15 protein-coding genes are annotated in these 17726 nt (G+C 42.9%); 10 read left to right on the top strand and 5 right to left on the bottom strand.

What is annotated here, in order from left to right; translation table 11 throughout:
* Window positions 1–133: 133 nt before the first annotated feature.
* Entirely contained in the window at window positions 134–2155 is a 2022-nt protein-coding gene (gene uvrB, locus FTT75_RS04510; RefSeq protein ID WP_005096439.1) for an excinuclease ABC subunit UvrB, read from the bottom strand.
* Between the two features lie 233 nt (window positions 2156–2388).
* On the opposite strand from uvrB, the gene FTT75_RS04505 reads away from it, so the two are divergent.
* The gene (locus tag FTT75_RS04505; RefSeq protein WP_180096460.1) at window positions 2389–3177 is read left to right on the top strand and encodes a hypothetical protein; all 789 of its coding nucleotides are present in this window, start codon (window positions 2389–2391) and stop codon (window positions 3175–3177) included.
* 280 nt (window positions 3178–3457) lie between these two features.
* Here FTT75_RS04505 and FTT75_RS04500 read toward each other — a convergent pair whose 3' ends face one another.
* Window positions 3458–3637 carry a hypothetical protein gene (locus FTT75_RS04500; protein ID WP_074383020.1) on the bottom strand — a complete coding sequence of 60 codons (180 nt, stop codon included), beginning with the start codon at window positions 3635–3637 and terminating at the stop codon, window positions 3458–3460.
* 438 nt (window positions 3638–4075) lie between these two features.
* On the opposite strand from FTT75_RS04500, the gene FTT75_RS04495 reads away from it, so the two are divergent.
* From FTT75_RS04495 to FTT75_RS04485, 4 genes are all read left to right on the top strand, one after another.
* On the top strand, window positions 4076–5146 hold the full coding sequence (locus FTT75_RS04495) for an OmpW family protein (protein WP_074383021.1): 1071 nt from the start codon (window positions 4076–4078) through the stop codon (window positions 5144–5146).
* 154 nt (window positions 5147–5300) lie between these two features.
* Window positions 5301–6515 (top strand): MFS transporter, encoded by a 1215-nt coding sequence (locus tag FTT75_RS04490; RefSeq protein ID WP_005171778.1) that lies wholly within the window; start codon window positions 5301–5303, stop codon window positions 6513–6515.
* Window positions 6508–6642 (top strand): hypothetical protein, encoded by a 135-nt coding sequence (locus FTT75_RS15805; RefSeq protein ID WP_005096435.1) that lies wholly within the window; start codon window positions 6508–6510, stop codon window positions 6640–6642. The genes FTT75_RS04490 and FTT75_RS15805 overlap by 8 nt, the downstream gene beginning before the upstream one ends.
* 555 nt (window positions 6643–7197) lie before the next feature.
* Window positions 7198–7527: a four-helix bundle copper-binding protein gene (locus tag FTT75_RS04485; protein ID WP_100355231.1), complete on the top strand. Its 330-nt coding sequence runs from the start codon at window positions 7198–7200 to the stop codon at window positions 7525–7527.
* A 138-nt stretch (window positions 7528–7665) separates the two neighbouring features.
* Here the strand turns inward: FTT75_RS04485 and sthA are convergent, their stop codons facing one another.
* A complete protein-coding gene (gene sthA, locus FTT75_RS04480; RefSeq protein WP_100328758.1) occupies window positions 7666–9081 on the bottom strand; it encodes a Si-specific NAD(P)(+) transhydrogenase in 1416 nt (471 codons plus the stop codon).
* A gap of 213 nt (window positions 9082–9294) precedes the next feature.
* Between sthA and lipA the strand changes: the two genes are divergently transcribed.
* The 3 genes from lipA to FTT75_RS04465 all read left to right on the top strand — a co-directional run bounded on the left by lipA (window position 9295) and on the right by FTT75_RS04465 (window position 14080).
* Entirely contained in the window at window positions 9295–10308 is a 1014-nt protein-coding gene (gene lipA, locus FTT75_RS04475) for a lipoyl synthase (RefSeq protein ID WP_180072149.1), read from the top strand.
* A 708-nt stretch (window positions 10309–11016) separates the two neighbouring features.
* Window positions 11017–13521: an acyl-CoA dehydrogenase gene (locus tag FTT75_RS04470; RefSeq protein ID WP_180185951.1), complete on the top strand. Its 2505-nt coding sequence runs from the start codon at window positions 11017–11019 to the stop codon at window positions 13519–13521.
* A gap of 169 nt (window positions 13522–13690) precedes the next feature.
* Window positions 13691–14080 (top strand): carboxymuconolactone decarboxylase family protein, encoded by a 390-nt coding sequence (locus tag FTT75_RS04465; protein ID WP_180185950.1) that lies wholly within the window; start codon window positions 13691–13693, stop codon window positions 14078–14080.
* Between the two features lie 340 nt (window positions 14081–14420).
* Here the strand turns inward: FTT75_RS04465 and FTT75_RS04460 are convergent, their stop codons facing one another.
* Window positions 14421–14678 carry a hypothetical protein gene (locus FTT75_RS04460; RefSeq protein ID WP_180185949.1) on the bottom strand — a complete coding sequence of 86 codons (258 nt, stop codon included), beginning with the start codon at window positions 14676–14678 and terminating at the stop codon, window positions 14421–14423.
* 136 nt (window positions 14679–14814) lie between these two features.
* On the bottom strand, window positions 14815–15996 hold the full coding sequence (locus FTT75_RS04455) for a trypsin-like peptidase domain-containing protein (protein ID WP_180185948.1): 1182 nt from the start codon (window positions 15994–15996) through the stop codon (window positions 14815–14817).
* 170 nt (window positions 15997–16166) lie between these two features.
* On the opposite strand from FTT75_RS04455, the gene FTT75_RS04450 reads away from it, so the two are divergent.
* Window positions 16167–16925 (top strand): Nif3-like dinuclear metal center hexameric protein, encoded by a 759-nt coding sequence (locus FTT75_RS04450; RefSeq protein WP_180185947.1) that lies wholly within the window; start codon window positions 16167–16169, stop codon window positions 16923–16925.
* Window positions 16926–17078: 153 nt separating this feature from the next.
* Window positions 17079–17705: a superoxide dismutase gene (locus FTT75_RS04445; protein ID WP_100328762.1), complete on the top strand. Its 627-nt coding sequence runs from the start codon at window positions 17079–17081 to the stop codon at window positions 17703–17705.
* The last annotated feature ends 21 nt before the right edge of the window (window positions 17706–17726 follow it).

The raw sequence follows: 17726 nt of genomic DNA, 5'->3' as shown, positions 1-17726 counted from the left end.
TTATATGTTCACAAAATATTTATTTAAAAATTTTCTGTTCTTACAATAGCCTTATCCAAGCACTTGATTTGTTACATTATGTTTGGTTTATGATTGACTTTAGGTCATCGAAATAAAACTTCATGTAAAAAAATCAATCAAACATCTGGGCTTTTAAGCGCAAAATTTCATCACGCAGACGTGCAGCCTGCTCAAACTGTAACTCTTTAGAGGCTTTCAGCATTTCCTTTTCAAGCTTGTTAATATGCTTCGCAAACATTTTCGGGTCTGCCATGATATGTCGTTCATCTGCACTGATCGCGCGCGCCTGATCAGAAGCTTTCAATTCAATTGAATCATCATCCAATATTTCACCGGTATCGATTTCCTTGATTACCTGACGGACTGCGCTACGCGGAGTAATACCATGCTCTTCATTAAACTGAATCTGCTTGGCACGACGTCGATCTGTCTCATCAATGGCTTTTTGCATTGAGTCAGTTATTCGATCTGCATACAAAATCGCCCTCCCTTTCAGGTTACGCGCAGCACGCCCGATAGTCTGAATGAGAGAACGCTCAGAACGCAGGAAACCTTCTTTATCGGCATCCAGAATCGCAACCAGTGACACTTCCGGCATATCCAGACCTTCACGCAGCAGGTTAATCCCGACCAGCACATCGTGTACGCCAGTACGCAGCTCATGAATAATCTTGACGCGCTCAACGGTGTCGATATCCGAGTGTAAATAAGCGACCTTAATCCCGTACTCTTTTAAATAAGAGGTCAGGTCTTCTGCCATGCGCTTGGTCAAGGTGGTGACCAGTACCCGCTCATTGATATCTTTGCGCAGATTAATTTCTGAAAGTACATCATCGACTTGCGTCAGTACCGGACGAATTTCAATTTCAGGATCGATCAGACCGGTCGGACGTACCACCTGCTCGACAATCTGCTGCGATTTTTCCAGTTCATAACGTGCTGGCGTTGCGCTGACATAAACGGTGGTCGGGACAATGCGTTCCCATTCTTCAAATTTCATCGGGCGGTTATCTAGCGCGCTTGGCAAACGGAAGCCGTAATTCACCAGATTTTCTTTGCGCGAACGGTCGCCTTTATACATGGCACCAATTTGTGGCACAGTCACATGCGATTCATCAATAATCAGCAAGGCATCATCGGGAATATAATCGAACAGGGTTGGCGGCGCCTCGCCTGAAGGACGTCCAGACAAATGACGCGAGTAGTTTTCGATGCCATTGGTATAGCCCAACTGCTGCATCATTTCCAGATCATAACGGGTACGCTGTTCAATCCGCTGCGCTTCCAGCAATTTGTCATTTTCACGAAAGAACACCAGTCGTTCTTTGAGTTCTTCCCGAATGGTTTCAATCGCGCGGGATAAATTGTCTTTTGGCGTGACATAGTGACTTTTGGGATAAATCGTCACCCGCGGGACTTTGCGCACCATTTTTCCGGTCAGTGGATCAAACCAGCGGATGGAGTCGACTTCATCATCAAACAGTTCAATCCGGATGGCATCCTGATCCGATTCTGCCGGAAAAATATCGATAATTTCCCCACGAATACGATAAGTACCGCGCAGGAATTCCAGTTCATTACGCGAATACTGCATTTCGACCAGACGGCGGATAATGTCATCACGACCAATGCGGTCGCCTTCCACCACATGCAGCAACATGCTCATGTAGGCATTCGGATCACCCAAACCATAAATTGCAGAAACTGATGCGACAATAATTGCATCACGACGTTCTAATAATGATCGGGTCGCGGAAAGACGCATCTGGTCAATATGGTCATTAATTGCGGCATCTTTCTCGATAAAAGTATCTGAAGATGGCACATAAGCTTCCGGCTGATAATAATCATAATAACTGACAAAATACTCGACGGCGTTATTCGGGAAAAATGCTTTAAATTCGCCATAAAGCTGTGCAGCCAGCGTTTTGTTATGTGCCATGACAATGGTCGGACGCTGGGTCTGTGCAATTACATTGGCCATGGTATAAGTCTTACCCGACCCGGTAACGCCCAGTAAAAGCTGATCATGAAAGCCCTGTTCAATACCCTTGACCAGCTTTTCAATGGCCTGTGGCTGATCACCTGCGGGTTGATAACTGGTTACTAATTCAAAGGGTTGCTTATCAGTCACAGCTACATGTCTCAACTCGAATGCGGATCAGGAATTTTAGCAGATTTCAGACTTGCCGGAGCAGATTCCATAGCCAAAATACCGAAATCCAACAGATGATGACAGTCGAGAAATATGTTGAGAATTCTCATATTTAGTCAGTCTTTCAACATTCAGGCCATCCCTGCTTTTTACTTGACCCCAACCCCGATCAAAGGCAACATGAAGATCAGGATGGCCTCGAATAGACAATTATGACTTACCACTATCACGATGAAAATATTGTTAAATCCCTTCCGGAAAATACCGTGTTTGTTTTTGGCAGCAATCTGGCGGGTCAGCATAGCGCAGGCGCAGCAAGAACAGCGCTTGAGCATTTTGGTGCAGTCATGGGCGTCGGTCGTGGCTGGTCGGGTCAAAGCTATGCCATTCCAACCATGAACGAGCATTTGCAGCAAATGCCGCTGTCACAAATCCAGCACTATATCGATGACTTCAAGATTTACACCAAAAACCATTCTAAAAATAAATATTTTATTACGTCTTTAGGATGCGGGATCGCAGGTTATAAAGTCGAAGAAATTGCACCGATGTTTAAAGGCATTTCACGCAATGTCATTTTCCCGCAATCTTTTCGCCCTTTTGTAGAAAAACCTTTACCTAAACTAACAGCAAATTTCCTACATACCATATTCCGTGATTCAGTCATTTTAACTCCGGCGACGGATGAACTGATTGAAGAACTACCACTAAGTGAAAATGAAAAAAGTCTGGCAAGAATTATTTTAAATACCCAGATCTATCCAACCGACAGCAATGGGCGGGAACGTGTCTTTGAAATTGAAGATATTCTGCATAACCTAAATACTAAACTGGTCGACTTCCAGAGTCATTCAGAAGGCGGCATGCTGTTTGGTGGTGTAATTTTAGCGCTACTTGAGCTATATAATCTCAATGAAAAAGACTTTATTGATGTATGGCAAGGAGTACGAGAAATTGCGCCACCGAAACCGGAAAATAAAGCACGTAAAACTATTCGCTAATAACTTATCTCTCTAAAAGCCAATTTCTGAATTGGCTTTTTTATGGGTATAAGATGTGCAAGGTCAATAGATCAACTAATTATTTTATTCTGCTTAGCGATGAGCTTTTTGAGATGCTGCATGTATTCGATCAAGATCATGCAAATGAGAAATGAGAAAAATCTGGCCAGGGTTTTATCTGCTCGAGAAATAAGGAAATAGATGAAATATTAATTGCTGAATATCTAAAAATTTACACAAAAAAAGCCATGACTCATCATAGCTTTTTGAGTTCGACCAATTAACGTTTACCCATTGAACGACGCGTACCGCGTGGCGGCATCCAGGTACGGTCAGCATAACGCTGCGGTCTTGGTCTTAAATCTTCCAGAACTTCTTCCGCAGCATTTTGCTCCGCTTGTTTGATCGGGAAAGGCAAATTAACTAGGGGCTTTTTTTGGGGAGGCGTTTGGGTGCTCATATGATTCACTCAATAATATATGTGCCTATTGTACAAAAAAACTCAGGTGACTGGGTAGCATGATCTAGGATAAATTCATCCAGCTCTTTTTCTGGCTGCAGTCATGCAGAAAAAAACTAGCCAATTCTCAAACCACTTCCCCCCCTGTGCTTTGTCTCAACTCAAACATGAGCGTCAAATACAAAATCAAAAACATGCTGATAAAAAGACCAAATGTTTTCTAAGGCCAGCTGGGCATAATGGACTTAAATAGCTATTTTTCAGGTAGTTTGATCTAAATAACCCAATCCCACAAAACATAAAATATACGATAGATACAAATATTAACCAACGGTTAACCTTTGACCTGTTGTTCTATAACTGAATTTTTTAATGAAATTCACATAATAAATTTACTAGAAAAACGAATAAACACAGTGGACATGGAGTTCCAAATCAATGAAAACAATGCTGGCATGTATGGCAGGCCTAGCCACTTTACCTATGGTTGCACATGCAGATTCACCTTATTTTAGTCTGCAGGATGGAGATGGCTTTAAGCGCTTTTCTGTATCAGTCGGTGCCTTGCATGTCATGCCGCAAGGTAAAGCACAGCCTGTTCGTGTCAATACTGCGATTAATGAAGGCTATCAATCTAAAGTTGGAGATATTCAGGCGCAAACCGTCATAGACAACCTTGACCCCGACCGCAAACCAAACCGTGTGGTTGAAGGATTAGTCAGACTAATTGGTGCATTTGGGGGTAAAGTATCTAGTGGCCTTTCTGGAGATTCCTACGTATATGGTCTTTCAGAATGGGATAATCCAGGAACAGGTCTGGAAGCCGATGATGTCACTACCTTAGGCATTATGTCCAACTACTATTTTACCGATAATATTTCGTTTGAAATGAAAGCCGGCATTCCTCCCAAGGTCGATATCAAGGGCAAAGGCACAATCTATGCGCCATTTGCCGCTGTGGCAACGCCATTAGGCGGGATTGCAGGTAATTTGAATCTTGCTAATGACATTAGAATTACAGATCTAGCCCAGTCTAGCAAAGCAGCAGAAGCACGTGCCTGGACCCCTGCTTTTGAATTCCAGTATCATTTTGGTAAAACCGGGGTCAATAAATTCAGACCTTATGTAGGGGTAGGCTTAATGTACGCTTATTTCAATGAGCTTGAAATGGATAAAGGCATTGAATCTGATCTCGTTGCTGCAGGTCATATGATCCAGAATATTATTAATCAGAATGCTGGTGCTTCCTTGGAAATGAAGGACAGTACTGGCAGAATGAAAGTGGATCTTGAGGCTACCGATGCCTTTGCTCCCGTAGCGACTGTGGGCTTCACTTATGATTTCAATGAGAAATGGTTTGCAGTTGGTTCAGTATCTTATGCCCATTTGAAAAATGAATCTAAAATTACAGTAATTAATGAAAATACCGGACAAACCCTGATTAGCTCAAAAGCTGATGTGGAAATCAATCCTATTCTGGCCTATGCAGGATTCGGGATGCGTTTCTAATTTCAAGATCAGGTTTTAGGAAAACGGCTTCGGCCGTTTTTTTAAGCTTAAAATATTGATAAAAAAAATTTATCTTTTGATTAATTTTTATTTTATCGCCTCCATAGCTTGAATCGAATACCATAAGCGCTTATTTCATCTGCATGCTCACCCTATGTCCGATACTCCATTTTCCAAAGCGCTTATTTTTATGCTGATTGGCTCCGCTATCATTCTGGCATTGTCATTGGGCGTACGTCATGCATTTGGTCTTTATCTGGTGCCGATGAGTGATGAATTTGGTTGGGGACATAATGTTTTTAGCTTGGCGATTGCCATGCAAAACCTGATCTGGGGAGCAGTACAACCCATTACTGGAGCCTTCGCAGATAAATATGGCAGCAAGATTGTCGTTGCCGTAGGTGGGGCACTCTATGCCGTGGGCTTGCTACTCATGGCGGTCAGTTCTACTGGACTGCTGTTAAATCTGAGTGTGGGCCTGATTTTAGGTCTGGCCCTGTCTGCAACATCTTTCCCGGTTTTACTGTCTGCTGTAGGACGTGCTGCACCACCAGAAAAACGCAGTCTGGCGATGGGTATTGCCAGTGCGGCCGGATCTTTTGGCCAGTTTATCATGCTGCCTTCGACCCTGTTGCTGTTACAGAATGTCGGTTGGTCAGGAGCATTGGTGGTCAGTGCGATTTTGATTGCCCTGATTGTACCACTGGCCTGGATGCTGAAAGCACCAATGTATATTCATCCAAATGCAGCATCTACACCCAATAAAGTGTCCCTCAGTTTTAAACAGATTCTGCTGGTAGTGAAAAATCATAAACCCTTCTGGTTTCTGTCTATGGGCTTTTTTGTCTGCGGTTTCCAGGTGGTATTTATTGGCATTCACCTGCCGGGTTATCTGATTGATCACGGTTTTAATGCCACCACAGGGACTATTTTTCTGGCATTGGTGGGTCTATTTAATGTGGTCGGCACCTATACTGCAGGCTGGCTCGGGGGTAAATATTCCAAACCGCATTTGTTGATGGGTCTCTATGGCTTACGCGGGATCGCAATTACTGCCTTTCTCATGCTGCCACTGAGCACATGGACAGTCTATGCCTTTGGTGTCATTATGGGATTACTCTGGCTATCGACCGTTCCGCTCACCAACGGCATTGTGGCGAATATGTTCGGGGTGAAATACCTGACCATGCTCAGCGGTATCGTGTTTTTTACCCATCAGGTCGGCTCGTTTTTCGGTGGTTATCTTGGTGGAGTCAATCATGACTTGAGTGGTAATTATAATGCTGTCTGGATGCTGTCGATTGCCTTAAGCATTTTTGGCGTATTGGTACATTTCTGGGTCAATGAGGAGCAAATTGTGCATGACTGATTCTATGCTCATACTCAAAATCTCGATTGCTGTGGCGCTCTTGCTTTTATTCGCTCTGTCGGTGGCATTATGGATCCAGACACCGCAGCTGTTTGAATACTTTAATCAGGCCTTTTGTGCGCATTAAACTGCTGAAATTTACTCAGCTAAATAAACACAATTCACAGCACAATAACTTAAATGATTCATAATCAATAGAATAATAAAAATACAAGGTTATTCATAAACTGATCATTACTTTTTTAATTTTATTTCAATCTGGAAATTTTCTTAGATGCTCATGAACAAGAAAATTCCGAGACTTTACACTCCCGTTGTCTTTTTCCAGCCGATCAGTACCATTTGCTTAAACGGATCAGTCTTGCCAGTAGTCGCCCGTTTTAATGAGAAACATCATAATAAAAAAGGGATAATCCAGCCTTCCAGAAGAATTAGATCAGCGAGGTATACACTTTCAGCATTGAGGAACTAACCACCTCAACGGTGTTTTATTTTTGGGATATTGCCAGTTCTGCTCGAGTGAATTTTATTTTCAAGCTTAATCAATATAAGATTCTTTCGTATATCCTTTACATAACCAAGTTATTCTTTACTTTTTCTCACCTAATTAACCTAGTGTGTTTTCCTTTTTCTGCTTAGCGTATTCAGTCATGAATATGTTTATCGCCTTAAGGAGAAAAAGATGAATACCAGTCATTTGTCAGATTGTGTTCAAACCTGTATGAGCTGCTCCCTCACCTGTATTGCTTGTGCAGCTGCCTGCTTAAAAGAAGAACATGTAGAAATGATGCGTGAATGCATCCAGCGTTGTCTGGATTGTGCCGATATTTGTCAGCTCTGCGCGCGTATGGAGCAGAAGCAATCGCCTTTTATGCAGGAAATCTGCGAGCTGTGTGCCAAGGCTTGTGATTATTGCGCAGAGGAATGCAGTCAGCACCAACATGAACATTGTCAGCAATGTGCAGAAGCCTGTCGCCGTTGTGCAGAAGAATGCCGAAAAATGGCTGCTTAAAAACCAAGTTAATCAACTTTATCTTCATCCGAATTGAATTGGTCAATGCTTTATCTTCTAGCTGATTTAAAGCATTTAAAACAAAAAACCCGCAAGCCTTCACTTACGGGTTTTTTAAATCCAAGGCAAACATCTCGCTTAGAATAAACGATTCATACCATTGAGTGTCGCTACACGGTAGGCTTCCGCCATGGTCGGATAGTTAAACGTGGTTTCCACAAAATACTTGATCGTATTGTTTGGACTGTTCATCACCGCCTGACCAATGTGGATAATTTCAGATGCATTATTACCGAAGCAATGTACACCCAAAACTTCCAGCGTTTCACGATGGAACAAAATCTTTAATTCGCCCATAGTGTCACCGGTAATTTGCGCACGCGCCAAATGACGGAACGAGGCCTGACCGACTTCATACGGAATTTTTTCTTCAGTCAACTGCTGCTCAGTTTTACCAATCGAAGAAATCTCGGGAATGGTATAAATTCCGGTTGGAATATCAGTAACGGGGGCAACGTCTGGCTCACCGCTCATATTGGCACCCGCGCAACGACCTTGGTCATAAGCAGCAGATGCAAGCGACGGCCAACCGATTACATCACCGGCAGCATAGATATTTTCAACTTCAGTCTGGTATTGATCATTTACCGTCAACTGACCACGGCTGTTTGGTTTCAGGCCAACATTTTCCAGCCCTAAACCATCGGTATTACCTGAACGGCCGTTACACCACAAAATTGCATCGGCTTTAATTTTTTTGCCGCTTTGCGTGTGCATCACCACATGATCATCAAATGTTTCTAAAAAGTCGATCTGTTCATTGTGACGAATCAGCACACCTTGCTCACGCAAGTGATAAGACAGCGCATCGGAAATTTCATCATCCAGATAGCTTAACAGTTTGTGCTGGGTATTGATTAAATCAACTTTATGCCCAAGACCAATGAAAATCGATGCATATTCACAGCCAATTACACCTGCGCCATAAATGATGATTTTCTGGATAGAAAAGTCCAGATCCAGAATTTTATCTGAATCAAATACACGTGGATGATTAAAATCAAGAATTTCTGGGCGATACGGACGCGAACCGCTGGCAATGACCAGTTGCTTAAACATCAAGGTTTCTTTAATGCCATCTGGACTAAATACAAAAATAGTATGTTGATCCTGAACATAGGCTCGACCATGATAGATATCGATCTTGTTACGGTCATAGAACCGTGAATGTGTATCTACTTGTTGTTGAATCACTTTATGCGCATGACGCAATACTTGCTTCATGGTGAACTGTTTCCAGTCCCCAACTTTCTGAAACAGTGGATCACGTTGATAACGGATAATACTGGATACCGTTTGACGCAATGCTTTACTTGGAATGGTACCTACATGGGTACAGTTACCACCTAGCTGTTCACGCATCTCAACGATTGCAACACGCTTACCAGATTTGGCAAGTTTCATTGCCGCGCCTTCGCCCGCAGGGCCCGAACCTAGAACTACCGCATCATATTTAACGAAAGTCCCACTAACGACCTCTTTTTTACGTGGCATTCAACGCTCCTCAAAATTAAAAAATTCACTTTAATCTACCTGCTTATTATGACGTAAATCCTGTTGATTTTGTGTATTTAACTCACATATATTGGTTGATGAGAACATTTTTTAAATGAATACCCCTTTTTGCCCTATTTATAGCTAAGTTCGTTATAATAAACGCGCTATCTTTGATCATCTCCCCCTTCAAAAACAGTGGAAAAGTTGAATATGTCTGAAAACCGTAAACCTGAACAGGGTGTCAAACTTCGTGGCGCAGAGAAAGTCGCTCGTATTCCTGTAAAAGTGATCCCTACGGTTGAAACACCACGTAAGCCGGACTGGATTCGCGTAAAGATGGCAGCGCCGGAAGAAGTACAACGGATTAAAACAACGCTTCGCGAGCAAAAACTACATACTGTCTGTGAAGAAGCAGCCTGTCCAAACCTGCCTGAATGTTTTGGTGGCGGTACCGCAACCTTTATGATTATGGGTGATATCTGTACCCGTCGCTGTCCATTTTGCGATGTAGCACATGGTCGACCAAATGCATTGGATGCAGATGAACCGCGCCACATGGCCGAAACCATTGCTAATCTTGGGTTGAAATATGCCGTGATTACCTCTGTAGACCGTGATGACTTACTCGATGGTGGTGCGCAGCATTTTGTCGATTGTATTAAAGAAGCACGTGCTTTAAGTCCAAAAACTTTGCTTGAAATTCTGGTACCGGACTTCCGTGGCCGTATGGATATTGCACTGCGCATCATGACCGAATGTCCACCCGATGTGTTTAATCATAATATTGAAACAGTACCGCGTTTATATAAGGCGATGCGTCCAGGTTCTGATTATCAGCACTCTTTAAACCTGTTAAAAATGTTTAAAGAATATTGCCCGAATATTCCAACCAAATGTGGCCTGATGGTCGGTATTGGTGAGACTGAAGAAGAAGTGCTTGCCTTACTTGACGATTTACATGCACACGGCGTGGACTATGTGACGATTGGTCAGTATCTACAGCCTTCTAAAGAACATGCAGCGATTGATCGCTTTGTGACCCCTGAAGAATTCGAACGTTATACCGAACATGGCCAAAAACTGGGCTTCCGCAATATCTGGGCAGCACCCATGGTTCGTTCAAGCTACTTTGCCGATCGTCAATACTATGGCGAACCGGTTCCAGCAGTGCGTCGTAAAACTGACCCTGCCAAGAAAATTGCTGTTCAGGCCATTGAAGCTTAGTCCTGTTTAAACCAATGAAATAAAAACCCTCTCAAGTAGAGTAATGCCAGTCAGTTAAGCAATTGACTGGCATTTTCTTTTTTAAATTCAGTATTATATTTGATAGATAGCAAAGTCATCCGCAACTGTTTGAGGCCTCAGGTGTATTGCACCGCAAGATTAAAAAAATGATGGTTTCCATGACAAATTGACGAGTCGATAGTGGCTGACGAGTTTTGCAGTGAGGGATCACAAGATGCCTTCCTTGCGAAGTTTCGCTTCTCATTTGGGCGAAACCAAAGTAACAAATGATTTACAAATATTTGATTTAAAAAGTTAAGACTCCATCTTGAACGACTAAAAAGTTAAAGAGTCTATTTCTAAATTCTTTAACTGATCAGCATTACTCTCCAGTAGAGGGCTTTTTAATATCCATTATTAAAATTTTACTGAGCGTTAAACCCCATTTTTTATTTTAGATAAAGATTAAGTCATTACTTATCTTCACATTTCTTTGCGCGTTCTCACTTGAAGATTGATCATTTTTCCAACAACCTCAAAATAGATGCAAGACTTAGACATATCGTTGCCATACTTAAAAAGATCATTCTCACAAATCCAATGCTAAACCTGTCTGATTCTCGAACGACTAAAAATGAATGAACGGTGGTGAAATATCCGAGAAATCCAGACAAAGCCGGTGTTGTATAAATCTGGAGAAATATAACAATGTCATTTATTTTCGCTGTGCTACTGCTATTACTGAGTTTATGGGCAGTTTTCTATTTTCAGCTCTCGCGTAGTGCGGGTGCAATCGTGCTGATGGTCGTGTCAGTGGTCTGTGCCTTTCTTAGTCCGTGGTCACTGATTCTTGGTATCCCACTCATCCTGATCAGCCTCGTGGTGATAATCGACCCTCTGCGCATGTCGTTTATTTCCAGACCGGCCTATAAAGCACTGGCCAATGCCATGCCGAGCATCAGTCCGACAGAGCGTGAAGCACTGGACTCCGGAACCAGCTGGTGGGAAAAAGAACTGTTTATGGGTGCGCCGAACTGGGAAACCTTTAATAGCTATCCTTATCCAAAACTCTCGCTAGAAGAACAGGCTTTTCTGGACAATGAAGTTGAAACCTTGTGCAGCATGCTGGATGAATGGGAAATTCACGAGCAGAAAGCGCTGCCTGATCATGTCTGGCAATATATTAAGGAGCATGGTTTTTTGGGCCTGATTATTCCCAAAGAATATGGTGGTCGCGCATTTAGTTCTTTTGCTCAAAGCCGGGTGATGAGCAAGATTTCCTCTCGCTCCCTCACCACGGCCGTGAGTTGCATGGTACCGAACTCTCTCGGCCCGGGTGAACTATTGCTGCATTATGGTACTGAGGAACAGAAAAACCATTACCTGCCGGGCCTGGCGCGAGGTGAAGAAATTCCCTGTTTCGGCCTGACCAGTCCTGAAGCCGGCTCTGATGCAGGCGCTATTCCCGATACTGGCGTGGTCTGCTATGGCCAGTTTGAAGGTCAGGAAGTCCTAGGCTTGCGAATGAATTTTTCCAAACGCTGGATTACGCTGGCACCCATTGCAACAGTGGTAGGTCTGGCCTTTAAAATGTATGACCCGGATCATCTTTTGGGCGAACAGACAGAATATGGTATTACCTGTGCCCTGCTACCTGCCAGTCACGAAGGGGTGCAAGTAGGTCCTCGTCATAATCCCGGCCCACCATTCATGAATGGTACAGTTGAAGGTAAAGATGTATTTATTCCTCTGGACTGGATTATTGGTGGCGTAAAAAATGCCGGTAAGGGCTGGCGCATGCTGATGGAATGTCTGGCTGTGGGTCGTGGCATTTCCCTACCGGCACTGTCCACTTCTGCGGCAGAAATGACTTATTTAAATGTCGGGGCTTTTTCCCGAATCCGTCAACAATTTAAAATTTCAGTCGGCAAGTTTGAAGGTGTTCAGGAAGCCAATAGTGAAATTGCCAGTGATACCTATATGCTGGAAGCTTTCCGTTATCTGGTGACTTGTGGCCTTAATCAGGGCGGCAAGCCTGCTGTAATGACAGCGATTGCCAAATACTATGCCACGGAGGGAATGCGTAAGGTGGTGAATCACGGGATGGATGTGGTCGGTGGCCGCGCCATTCAGATGGGGCCACGTAATTTTCTGGCACCTTATTATCAAGCGATTCCAGTCTCCATTACCGTTGAAGGTGCAAATATTCTCAGTCGCTCCCTGATGATTTTCGGTCAGGGTTCAATGCGCTGTCATCCTTATCTCTATGAAGAATTACAACTCTTACAGGCTGAAGACCCGGCAGCAGCACTCAACCCTTTTGATCATTTGCTGTTTAAACATCTGGGTTATACCTTTAACCGTACCGCCCGTTCCTTTGCCTACGCATTTACGGGTGGTTCAAGTACAGCACCTCAAAGTGCAGTTGAGTTTACCCGACCTTATTACAAGGTCATTAACCGGCTGAGCGCCAACTTTGCCTTAACCGCAGACATGTGTCTGGGTTTGCTGGCAGGCGATATCAAACGCAAAGAAATGCTGTCCGGACGTCTCGCCGATATTCATGCTCACCTGTTTATTGCCTCCTCTATTCTGAAGTATTTTGAGCATAGCAAAAAGACTGAAGCTGAACGTTTGCATGCACAGCTTGCAATAGAAAAGTCACTCTATACAGCGCAGGAAGCATTTTATGATCTGTTTGCTAACTTCCCGGCCGGTGCAGCAGCAGGCATGGTCAAGCTGTTATGTTTCCCATTTGGCCGTCCCGTACACAAACCCTCAGACCAGCTTAAACAGCAGGTTGCAAATAGCATGATGGAAGATAACGCATTCCGTCAGGTATTGAAAAAGCATGTCTATTACAATACCCATGAAACTGATGTCACTGGACGCATGGAATCGACTTTCGCTTTGCTACTGGATATTGAACAGCTTTGGGATCGCTTTAAAAAAGCTGAAAACAAAGGTCAGTTTAAAGGTTTAAGCTTTGCCGAGCATGTGACAGATGCACAGCAACATGGCTTTATTAATGATAGAGAAGCAGAAAAACTGCTTCACTATAATGCACGTCGTTATGACAGCATGCTCACAGATGTCTTTGATCTGCATTTACAGGAAGTATTGGAGTTGGAGAACCCCCATATTCGTAAAGCAGATGCGACAGGAACCGATACTTCTGTTCAAACCGATCCTTTACACTCAACTTCGCCTTAAATCAAACTTTGACCAAAGGTGTCATAAATTCCAAAGTGGGATCGTAGTTGAATATTTCACTTTAGAACCTTTCCAAGTGGCTTTTTAGCCACTTTTTTACGACTATGGCACGATGGTATTTCGCATAAAAAGCACTAAGCTAGAGCTATAAGAAAATTGAGGGTAAACCATGTCACAACAAGATTATGAAAATGGCCTGAAAGTGCGTACTGATGTCATGGGCGAAAGCTTTGTCAAACGTGCACAGCAAAATACCGTGCCTTTTACCCAGCCTCTACAAGACTGGATTAATGAACATGCCTGGGGTTCAACCTGGCAACGTGAAGGTGTATTGCCACGTAAATATCGTTCTTTAATTACCATTGCTTTCCTTACGGCTCAAAAAAGCCCCACTGAACTAAAAGGCCATGTTCGGGGCGCTCTTAACAACGGTGCGACGGTTGAGGAAATTCAGGAAGTGTTACTCCATAGCCTGCCATATTGCGGTGCACCAGCAACTCAGGAAGCATTTCGGGCGGCACTTGAAGTGATCCAGGAATATCAGGTGAATCAGGAATAATTTGGTTGCAGATGAAATTGAGCCGTTTTAGAAATAAGCTCAAAATTTAATTTTGCAGATGATTCATAAGTTACTTAGGCTAAATAAAGCTCAGCTGATTTTAGTTGCTTACCCTGATCTCAGCCTATCCGTCAAATGAATATGTACCGAGAAATTGTAGATTCTCGGTACATTACAATAATGATTCTAAAATAAAACTGATGGATTTTTTAGAGTTGAGCACCTACTTATAAAAACTCGCATCTTTGATCATATACAGCCCGATCACTCATAAGATCAAATCAGACCGATCCAATAAAATAGTGGCTCAAAATAAGCCTTAGTTCAATGAAGATTCACACTAGAGCCAGTACACATTAAAGCTATAATAAAACTCCAGCACTTCAAAACGTACGTTATAGCCCAGTTCAGTCAACTCGGCTGATAAAGCCCGAATATCTTCCAAAAGCAAATGTTTGGGAAATACAGTAATGACTGCGGTATTGCCCTGTTTCGCATTTTCTTCAATTAACTTGGCTAGACGCGGCTTATAGACCTCAATATTTAAATTGGCCACATCTGATAAAACCTTGGCCTGATCCGCCGTCATAAAAGTCATTTTTTATTTTCTCTTTTGATGTAATTTCATCAAGTTAAATGATTTAAACCAAAAGCCGTATTTCATTTTTGTATCAGGTAACTAAAAAATAACAAGCAAAAAAATCCCTCTGCAGAGGGATTTTTTTAAATAAAACTTACTGACCTGGCAGTGGAATATATTGAGAAGAACTGTTTTGTGCTTTACGCTCAGTCACCACCACATCCAGCATCATGGTTTTGCCGGCACGCTCTACTTCAATCTGAATGGTACTATTCGGTTTTTGCAGGGCAACAAAATTAATCAAATGCGAAGCCGAACTGATCTCTTCCTCATTCACTTTCATAATTTTGTCGCCACGCTGGATGCCCGCTTTCGCTGCCGGTCCATCTGCCAGCACTTCTGCGACGGTCACCCCTTTCTCTTTAGGTTGCAGTACATCATCACGTTCTGTCGGTAATAAACTGATTCCTAACCAGCCACGAACGACACGGCCATCTTTCAGAATAGCATTCATCACCTGCTGGCAGATTTTGGCTGGAATGGCGAAACCAATCCCCAGTGAACCACCAGTTTGCGAGAAAATTGCCGTATTCACCCCAATCAGGTTACCTGCGACATCGATCAAGGCTCCGCCTGAATTTCCCGGGTTAATTGCAGCGTCGGTTTGCACAAAGTCTTCATAGGTATTAATGCCCAGATCTGAACGCCCTGTTGCTGAAATAATCCCTTGCGTTACGGTTTGACCCACACCAAATGGGTTACCAATGGCCAAAACGACGTCACCGACTTCATTGTCACTGAGTTTAAATGGCAGAACTGGCAATTGTGTCAGTTCAATCTTGATCACGGCCAGATCGGTATCCGGATCAGTTCCAACCACCTTGGCTTCAGCACGACGGCCATCCTGCAAAGCCACTACAATCTGATCGGCTTGCGCAATCACGTGGTTATTGGTCAGGATATAACCGTCTGGACGTACAATTACACCTGAACCTAAACTATTTTCATTCGGGCTTTGTCCATACTGGTCAGGCAACTGATCGCCAAAGAATTCACGAAATACCGGATCGGTCAGTAAAGGATGCGCCTGTTGCTTGACTTTTTGGGTGGTAAAAATATTCACAACAGCCGGTGCTGCCACTTTTACAGCAGCACTATAGGAGACCACGCCTCCTGAACGCGATGTATCAATCAACGGCTCTACTTTTTCAGCAGGCATTTTGACGCCATCTGGCGCAACTGGTGCCTTTGGTTTTTGTAGTTGTTGCCACCCCAAAAAACCGATAATGACTAAAATCAGTAACACCCAGGGTAACCATGTAAAGGTGCGGCGCACGTTGCTATCCTCTAAAATATTTTAATTCGTTGATGACTAAGTAATTTGTGTTCTATTGTAATGCTAAATACATAACTAAACACAAAAAATTCCACAGAGATTTGTGCAGCTTTAGTTACAATTAAAGCTATAGATAAATATGGGCAAGTTTTTAAACTTACAGGAATTTTATGGCGAATTTGAACGATATTATTCAATGGTGTGACCAGACTTTAGCGTCACGTGAATTTAAGGACTATGCACCGAATGGCTTGCAGATTGAAGGCAAATCCGAGGTGAATAAAATCCTCTGTGCCGTGACCGCCTCCCAGAGTGCAATTGAAGCTGCAATTGAGCAAGGCGCTGATTTATTGCTGGTTCATCATGGTTATTTTTGGAAAGGTGAAGCTTATCCAATTACCGGCATGCGTGGTAAACGAATTAAGACTCTGATTCGAAATGATATCTCTCTGGTTGGCTATCATCTGCCTTTAGACAGTCATCCAACTTTAGGCAATAATGCGGCGATTGCAGATTTATTAGAACTGGAAAATATCGAACAGTTGGATCCGAGTGAACGCCATCCGATTGGCAATATTGGCTATTTAAAACAACCGATGCGTCCTGAATATTTTAAAAACTATGTTTCAGAAAAACTTGGCTTTGATGCAATTCATCTTCCTGCGGACAAAACTCAAATCCATAAAGTCGGTTTCTGTACCGGTGGTGCGCAGGATTATATTCATAAAGCAGCGCTACAAGAGTGTGATGCTTATATTTCTGGTGAAGTGAGCGAACGCACCTTCTATGAAGCTCAGGAACTGAATGTACATTATTATGCCTGTGGCCATCATGCCACTGAAAAATATGGTGTACAGCGCCTGGCCAAAGCGATTTCAGAACAGTTTAATATTGAGTATGCTTATTACGAATTAAACAATCCGATTTAATTCTCGCTGACAGCATTTTCCACGAGCTTTATTTATATATTTTCAGGATTTATTGTGTATTGTTATTTATACGTAATGCCCATTTGGTCCGATTATCTATTACAATAAAGCCACTTATTGTTAAAACCCAGCTAAATGCAAGGAATTGAGAACATGACAACCATTACTTTACCAGCATTACCTTATGGCTACGAAGATCTTGCTCCACACATCAGCAAAGAAACTTTAGAATACCATCACGACAAACACCACAATACTTATGTGGTTAACCTGAACAACCTGATCGCTGGTACTGAGCTTGAAGGCAAAACTCTAGAAGAAATCATTACAGCAACTGCTGGTGATGCGTCTAAAGCAGGTATTTTCAATAACGCTGCTCAAGTTTGGAACCACACGTTCTACTGGAACTGTATGGCTAAAAACGGTGGCGGTAAAGCAACGGGCACTTTGGCTGCAAAAATTGATGAAGCTTTCGGTTCTTACGAAAAATTTGCTGAAGAATTTGCTGCTGCTGCAACCACTCAGTTCGGTTCAGGTTGGGCTTGGTTAGTGGCTGACCAAGTAAACGGTCAACTGTCAATCATGAAAACTTCAAATGCTGATACGCCAATGGCACATGGCAAAATTGCAGTATTGACGATTGACGTTTGGGAACATGCTTATTACATCGATTTCCGTAATGCACGTCCTAAATACATCTCTACTTTCCTGGAAAGCCTAGTAAACTGGGATTATGCAAATGCGAAATATGCAGGTCAGCCTGCAGGTGTTGAGAAATAATTCTTTATTTCTTTGCTAAAA

It is taken from the genome of Acinetobacter sp. YH01008, from assembly GCF_013420435.1.
Lineage (GTDB): Bacteria > Pseudomonadota > Gammaproteobacteria > Pseudomonadales > Moraxellaceae > Acinetobacter > Acinetobacter pseudolwoffii.
The sequence above is the reverse complement of the archived record's forward strand: the minus strand, read 5'-3'. Positions and strand labels throughout refer to the sequence as shown.

What these genes read in the sequence shown, in the direction of transcription:
- FTT75_RS04500 (WP_074383020.1), bottom strand. Translation starts at nt 3,637, where the DNA reads ATGAGCACCCAAACGCCTCCCCAAAAAAAGCCCCTAGTTAATTTGCCT.
- FTT75_RS04470 (WP_180185951.1), top strand. Translation starts at nt 11,017, where the DNA reads ATGTCATTTATTTTCGCTGTGCTACTGCTATTACTGAGTTTATGGGCA.
- FTT75_RS04485 (WP_100355231.1), top strand. Translation starts at nt 7,198, where the DNA reads ATGAATACCAGTCATTTGTCAGATTGTGTTCAAACCTGTATGAGCTGC.
- FTT75_RS04450 (WP_180185947.1), top strand. Translation starts at nt 16,167, where the DNA reads ATGGCGAATTTGAACGATATTATTCAATGGTGTGACCAGACTTTAGCG.
- sthA (WP_100328758.1), bottom strand. Translation starts at nt 9,081, where the DNA reads ATGCCACGTAAAAAAGAGGTCGTTAGTGGGACTTTCGTTAAATATGAT.
- FTT75_RS04460 (WP_180185949.1), bottom strand. Translation starts at nt 14,678, where the DNA reads ATGACTTTTATGACGGCGGATCAGGCCAAGGTTTTATCAGATGTGGCC.
- FTT75_RS15805 (WP_005096435.1), top strand. Translation starts at nt 6,508, where the DNA reads ATGACTGATTCTATGCTCATACTCAAAATCTCGATTGCTGTGGCGCTC.
- FTT75_RS04495 (WP_074383021.1), top strand. Translation starts at nt 4,076, where the DNA reads ATGAAAACAATGCTGGCATGTATGGCAGGCCTAGCCACTTTACCTATG.
- lipA (WP_180072149.1), top strand. Translation starts at nt 9,295, where the DNA reads ATGTCTGAAAACCGTAAACCTGAACAGGGTGTCAAACTTCGTGGCGCA.
- FTT75_RS04490 (WP_005171778.1), top strand. Translation starts at nt 5,301, where the DNA reads ATGTCCGATACTCCATTTTCCAAAGCGCTTATTTTTATGCTGATTGGC.
- FTT75_RS04505 (WP_180096460.1), top strand. Translation starts at nt 2,389, where the DNA reads ATGACTTACCACTATCACGATGAAAATATTGTTAAATCCCTTCCGGAA.
- FTT75_RS04445 (WP_100328762.1), top strand. Translation starts at nt 17,079, where the DNA reads ATGACAACCATTACTTTACCAGCATTACCTTATGGCTACGAAGATCTT.
- FTT75_RS04465 (WP_180185950.1), top strand. Translation starts at nt 13,691, where the DNA reads ATGTCACAACAAGATTATGAAAATGGCCTGAAAGTGCGTACTGATGTC.